Origin of the sequence: Pontibacterium sp., assembly GCF_041587635.1 — a bacterium.
Taxonomy (GTDB): Bacteria; Pseudomonadota; Gammaproteobacteria; order Pseudomonadales; family Balneatricaceae; genus Pontibacterium.
In genome coordinates this window covers 1-6,278 of sequence record NZ_JBFGYC010000213.1, presented here as the reverse complement: position 1 = coordinate 6,278, position 6,278 = coordinate 1, and the positions used below count along the sequence as shown (strand labels likewise).

6 protein-coding genes are annotated in these 6,278 nt (G+C 51.4%); all 6 read right to left on the bottom strand.

All coding sequences use genetic code 11. The annotated features are described in order from the left end of the window. On the bottom strand, positions 1–1,212 hold a 1,212-nt coding region (locus ABYW01_RS11505; protein WP_372832833.1), incomplete at its 3' end, for a fumarate hydratase. A gap of 221 nt (positions 1,213–1,433) precedes the next feature. Further along, positions 1,434–2,294: a prenyltransferase gene (locus ABYW01_RS11500; protein ID WP_372832831.1), complete on the bottom strand. Its 861-nt coding sequence runs from the start codon at positions 2,292–2,294 to the stop codon at positions 1,434–1,436. 13 nt (positions 2,295–2,307) lie between these two features. Beyond that, positions 2,308–3,684, bottom strand: a complete 1,377-nt coding sequence (yegQ, locus tag ABYW01_RS11495; protein WP_372832829.1) for a tRNA 5-hydroxyuridine modification protein YegQ — start codon at positions 3,682–3,684, stop codon at positions 2,308–2,310. Positions 3,685–3,743: 59 nt separating this feature from the next. Further along, complete coding sequence (thpR, locus tag ABYW01_RS11490) at positions 3,744–4,313, bottom strand: RNA 2',3'-cyclic phosphodiesterase (RefSeq protein WP_193952877.1); 570 nt, start codon at positions 4,311–4,313, stop codon at positions 3,744–3,746. Between the two features lie 108 nt (positions 4,314–4,421). Continuing rightward, on the bottom strand, positions 4,422–5,039 hold the full coding sequence (locus tag ABYW01_RS11485) for a glutathione S-transferase family protein (protein ID WP_193952876.1): 618 nt from the start codon (positions 5,037–5,039) through the stop codon (positions 4,422–4,424). Between the two features lie 19 nt (positions 5,040–5,058). Further along, positions 5,059–6,033: a hypothetical protein gene (locus ABYW01_RS11480; RefSeq protein ID WP_372832827.1), complete on the bottom strand. Its 975-nt coding sequence runs from the start codon at positions 6,031–6,033 to the stop codon at positions 5,059–5,061. Positions 6,034–6,278 lie beyond the last annotated feature (245 nt).

The window sequence follows — 6,278 nt, the reverse complement described above, 5'->3', positions numbered from 1 at the left end:
GATAACCTGACGGGTGAACTTATCCATACGGGTTGCCGTTGTAGGGCCAGCAGGGCCTACAACTTCATCACCCACTGGGTCTACTGGGCCCACGTAGTAGATGAAGCGACCTTTCAGATCAACCGGCAGCTCTTCACCGTTGTTCAGCATCTCAACCATACGTTTGTGAGCAGCATCACGACCGGTCAGCATCTTACCGTTCAGCAGAACGGTTTCACCCGGCTTCCAGGATTTCACATCTTCTGGCGTCACTGTGTTCAGATCAACGCGGCGGGTGCTTTCACCTACTTCAAAGGTCACTTCCGGCCACTCATCCAGACTTGGCGGTGTCAGCACAGCAGGGCCGTTACCGTTCAGTGTGAAGTGGGTGTGACGTGTCGCAGCACAGTTCGGAATCATGCATACCGGCAGCGATGCCGCGTGAGTTGGATAATCCATGATCTTCACGTCCAGAACAGTCGTCAGACCACCCAGACCCTGCGCACCGATACCCAGGTTGTTAACCGCATCCATGATTTCCAGACGCAGCTCTTCAACGCGGTTCTGCGGACCGCGCTCACGCAGTTCATGGATGTCGATCGGATCCATCAGGGATTCTTTCGCCAATACTGCTGCTTTCTCTGCGGTACCACCGATACCCAGACCCAGCATACCCGGCGGACACCAGCCGGCACCCATGGTTGGGACAGTCTTAACAACCCAGTCGACAATGCTGTCGGATGGATTCAACATCACCATTTTGGATTTGTTCTCGGAGCCACCACCTTTCGCTGCAACGTGAACTTCCACCTCGTCACCCTCTACGATTTCGTAGTGGATAACCGCTGGCGTGTTGTCTTTAGTGTTCTGACGTTTACCGGCAGGATCCGCCAGAATAGACGCACGCAGAACATTGTCAGGATGAGTGTATGCACGACGAACACCTTCGTTCACCATGTCGGTCACGCTCATTTTCGCGTCCCAGGTCACGTTCATGCCCACTTTCAGGAAGACGGTAACGATACCGGTATCCTGACAGATTGGACGCTGACCTTCCGCACACATGCGGGAGTTGATCAGAATCTGAGCCATCGCGTCTTTCGCCGCTGGGTTCTGCTCTTTCTGATACGCTTCGTGAACGCCCTGAACGAAATCGATCGGGTGATAGTAGGAGATAAACTGCAAGGCATCAGCAACACTGCTGATGAAGTCGTCTTGGCGAATAACACTCATTCGGCGACACTCCAATTGGCTCTTTGTCATTAGGGTAACGGCTTGCTCCCATCACTCATGGGGCAGATAGGAAGCGCCTATTAATACAGTATTTTCAGACCGTATTGACAGACAACCACCACAGGACCGCTTATTAGTTGTGGCGGGATTATACACTAATTGGAAAGTAATTCGGTGCTCGGCATTAGTCTTAATTACTGCAGCGCGGAAGAACAATCAGGTCAGATAAACAGCGCCAGACAGTACCCCAACCCGAACACCAGAAACAGACGTCCAGTCAAAGGGGTCAGCGTCTTACGCTGAGTTTCATCCGCCTGAAGCAGACGGTAAGAAGGGAGTACACATAGCAAGCTCGGCAACAACGGCCAGAGCGACTGCAGCGCCCCGCTCCACCACAGCACAATCGCTGAAAGATATGTCGCGATAACCAGAACGAGATAGAGCCCAGAGGCACGCGCATAACCGATCCGCACACTGAGCGTCGCGATATTATCGCGTCGGTCCGCTTCGTAGTCCCGCAACTCGTTGGAAAGCAGCAACAGTGATGTCAGCAGACTGACCGGCACCGATTGCCACACCACCGTCGCAGACAGATCACCGGTCACCGCAAAGTAACTGCCACTGACCATCAGCACGCCCATAAACCAGAACACCAACACCACGCCCAATCCCCGGCGTTTATAGTTCATTGGCTCCAAGGTATATCCCAACGCCCCGACAATCCCTAACAGCGCGAGCCAGAGTAGTTCAATACCCACCTGAGTCACCAGATATAGCGCGATAACAGATGCCAATAGAAAACATGTGAGGCCAATGCGAAAGTTTTGCTCGATGCGGATCATCGCGCGCAGATGAGCGGCATTCGCGTTGTTGGTTTCAAGCTGATGACGGTCGGCGTAATCGTTAATCAGATTAACACCCGCCTGTAGCAGCAAACCACCGGCCAAAACCAGTGCGGCGGAGAAGCTATTGAAGGCACTAGACACCGTTGCACTCGCGATACCTGTCAGGCAGATCACCAGTGCAACGGTAAAAGAGAAGGGACGCAGTGCGCGCCGGAAACTGTATTTACTCAGGTCCATGGGCGCGCGATATTTATTTTTTACGGGTTGTTTCAACGTCGCGCAGATCACGCATCAGCAGTGCATGCTCAGGGTCGAAATCACCGCCCATCGGGATGCTGACCACATGACCCGAGCCCGGTGCCACATCAACATCCTGACCTTTTTTGTTGTGCATCGTTTCCAGTACAAACTTGCGGTTGCCCTGCGGCGTCATCAGTTCCAGCGTATCGCCTTTCTGGAAGCGGTTTTTCACATCCACTTTCAGCATGTCACCTTCGCGGCCCAGAATCTCACCCACAAACTGCTGGTGATAACCGATAGAGTTACCAGTTTCGTAGTTCTGATACTCATCGTGAACATGACGACGGTAGAAACCTTCGGTGTAACCACGGTGCGCCAGATTTTCCAGCTCATCCATCAGACCCATGTCAAACGGACGTCCGGCAACGGCATCATCAATCGCTTTACGGTACGCCTGCGCAGTGCGGGCGACATAATAATAAGACTTCGTCCGCCCTTCGATCTTCAGACAGTCAACACCGATCTCAGCCAAACGATGTACATGCTGGATCGCACGCAGATCTTTGGAGTTCATGATGTAAGTACCATGCTCATCTTCATAAGCAGGCATGTATTCGCCTGGACGAGAACGTTCTTGTAGCAAGTACGGCGTATCAGTATGACCACCCAGCCCCAGATCAGTCGTCGGATCAAACTGCTGCGCTGCCTCTGCTGCCTGCTCCTGACCTTCCTGAGCGAGAGGAATCAGATCGCCCGTTTCATCCTGCTTGGCTTCATGAGCGTCGTACTTCCAGCGACACGAGTTGGTACAGGTACCTTGGTTCGGATCACGGTGATTGATATAACCCGACAACAGACAACGGCCAGAATAAGCGATACACAGAGAGCCGTGTACAAACACTTCCAGCTCCATGTCCGGGCAGATTTGGCGGATCTCTGCCACTTCGTCCAGTGACAACTCACGGGACAGGATGACACGCTCAATACCCATCCGCTCCCAGAACTTCACTGTCGCCCAGTTCATTGTATTGGACTGGACAGACAGATGGATCGGCATATCTGGGAAGGTATCCTTCACCATCATAATCAGGCCGGGATCAGACATAATCAGCGCATCAGGCCCCATCTCAACCACCGGGCGCATATCATCCAGATAGGTTTTCAACTTGCCGTTATGAGGCATGATGTTACTTGCGACGAGGAACTTCTTGTCCAGACTGTGCGCCAGATCGATGCCGGTCTGGAGGTTATCCATATTGAAGTCATTTTCACGCACTCGCAGACTATAACGAGGCTGACCTGCGTAGACCGCATCCGCCCCGTAGGCGAACGCATATTTCATATTTTTCAGCGTCCCGGCAGGGGACAGAAGTTCAGGAGCACGCATAAATTTAGTATCTAATTTGGGATGTCTGGGAAACTTAAGGGATCGCTTGAATAAAGCGCTTAAGCCAAATCTTGCAGGGGGATTTCGAACAGTGGTGTATAAATCGAACCACGCTCCCCCGGTTTACTCTGAAAGAGGACAACCGAATCAGCCAAACTGATCAGATCAACCTCTGGCCACGCTTCTGGCGGCTTAAATCCATTTTTCTTGCCTGGCAAGCGTCCGAGCGTGACATGTGGCCTAAAGCTAAAGCCTTTGTCTTCCTGCGGAATACCTGCCTCGGTAGCAACCTGCCCCATCAGATCGTGCAGATGCATAATCTCTTCGTTGGCATTGGGTAGCGCAGCAACCAGCGCCAACTTCTTACTGACACGGTAATAGTCAGTTGCATTGATATGCACCTGAAATGAGGTGCTGTCCTTCAGCCGCTCACGTGCCAGCGCTTCTACCTGATCCACCTGTTCCAGACTAATATCGCCCAGAAAACACAATGTCAGATGGTAGGTCTCTGAATCAACCCATTCTACTTCGACCTGCTTATCGTATTCACAGAGAGTATCTGCGTGGTCAGCTAACCAGCGCACGACGGAATCAGGTAGGGTCAGTGCAAAGAACGCACGAATTTTCATGGATGTGTTCAAAGTATATTCAGAGGAAACCGCTTATTCTGCCTGTTATACAGGCCATGATCAAATCCGCGTTAGCTAAGGGGGTAATCATCCCCCTCAGCACCCGAATCACCCTTTTGCTTTTGCCATTACCCGTTGCGCAGCCTCAGACTTCAACTGACGCTTGATCCAGGCATGTACGTTTGGATACCGATCGTAATCAAACCCAGACAGTTTGGCCCATGCTAATACGCTGGCACCGTGAATATCCGCGACTGTACGCTTATCACAGGCAACAAACTCACGACCTTCCAGGCGCTGCTCCAGTATTGGCAGAAAACGGTCCAATTCAGCATTCGCTTCCGAGATCTTAGCCGGATCACCTTGGCCATCCGGGCTGTACTTCATCTGTAACAGCAAGTTCAGCGAGGGCACTTCCATCTGATTGCTCACATACAGTGACCAACGATAGATGTCGGCCACCTCTTCCGCTGTATCGGCCCACAACAGGTTGTTACCGTACTTCTGTGCCAGATAAAACAAGATCGCCTGCGTCTCGAACAGTACCAGATCACCATCAACGATGGTCGGCAGTTTACCCGTAGGATTCAGCGCACGGTATTCGGCGGTCTGTGTATTCGGATCACGGGCCGACATTGATACCATTTCATATTCAACACCCAATGTTTCCAGTGCGCACATCACCATGCTGCCACGGGAAAATACACCACCATAAACTTTAATCATCTACCATCGCCCTCAGGGATTACTTAACCTGCTTTTCTACAGCCAGCTGTAACTCGTTAATTTTCTTCTTAATCTGCAGCAAATTCCGATTCAGCTCACGACGTGTCGCGTCATAAGCACGCACCGCATCTTCATTATTCTTCACGCGCCGTTCCAAACCGTTTTTGCGCTGCCCATTTTCCAGTGCTGCGGTGCGATCTGTCAGCTTGCGAAGCGAGGCAGTTAATACAGCCTGCTCTTCGGTCATCGCTTCTTCACTGAGACGCATCGCCGTCTGCGCCGCGACCACTTCAGAGCGCACCTTTTTCAGGTCAGCGGAAACCAGGTCTTTGACTGAAGACTTGCTTTTATTCACTTCAGCGGACATCGCAGTGATCTTTTTCTGCTGTACGGCTAATGATTGTTTAACGGCATTCAGCGCTTTCGTCTGGGCGGCAATCGCCTTTGTCTGTTCACTAAATTTCGCTGCTTGCGCTTTCAGCTGCGCACCCTGGGATTTTAGTTGTTTATCCAGAGAGCTGAGCTGACTATTTTGACCTGCAATCTGTTTCGCCTGCTTTTCCAGCTCAGGTTTGTTTTTCTGATAGGTAATCGCCCATAGCTTCGCGATCTCAGAATCAAAATGCTTGTACTTTTCCTGCGCAGCTTTGCTCATGCGGGTAACCTGATCCAGCAACGTATCTCCCGATTTCTGGGCACTGGTTTCCGCCAGATTCAACAGCCCTCTCATCTCTTTCATCTGCGCTTGCAACTCAGCTACCGACTCTCTCTCGGCCTGCAGCTGTTCATACATGGTCAGCCCCCAGTACCCCAATCCGGAGCAGGCAGCGACCAATAAAATCAACAAAAAAGACTGAAACCATCCACCACTACGCTTTACAGGAGGATGCTGAATTTCAGACGCAGTAGCTGCACCCGCACTGCTTGGGGAAGGTGTAACCCGATCCGGCTCCGCCGGTCCCAGGTCTGGAATATCAAAGTCATCTCGACTCATGCGCTGTCACCAAAATCTCAATCCAATTAACCCAACCACACTAGCAGTTTTACCCTTCAGACAAAAGATTGCAGCGAGCGTCTTAACGCAAAAAGCCCCGCAATTGCGGCAATGCTGTTCACTTAAGCATTTGAGGTAAAAGCAGGTTTAGTAGAAAATCCGATGTTGTTATCAGCATCGGATTTTTTTATGCCTTTTCAACAATCCCTTATCGACCTTGGTGAACTTTTCAATTTCTCAGACTT

Bases quoted from the DNA above. Each gene is read 5' to 3' on its own strand.
- yegQ (WP_372832829.1), bottom strand. From the start codon at position 3,684: ATGCGTGCTCCTGAACTTCTGTCCCCTGCCGGGACGCTGAAAAATATG.
- thpR (WP_193952877.1), bottom strand. From the start codon at position 4,313: ATGAAAATTCGTGCGTTCTTTGCACTGACCCTACCTGATTCCGTCGTG.
- ABYW01_RS11480 (WP_372832827.1), bottom strand. From the start codon at position 6,033: ATGAGTCGAGATGACTTTGATATTCCAGACCTGGGACCGGCGGAGCCG.
- ABYW01_RS11500 (WP_372832831.1), bottom strand. From the start codon at position 2,294: ATGGACCTGAGTAAATACAGTTTCCGGCGCGCACTGCGTCCCTTCTCT.
- ABYW01_RS11485 (WP_193952876.1), bottom strand. From the start codon at position 5,039: ATGATTAAAGTTTATGGTGGTGTATTTTCCCGTGGCAGCATGGTGATG.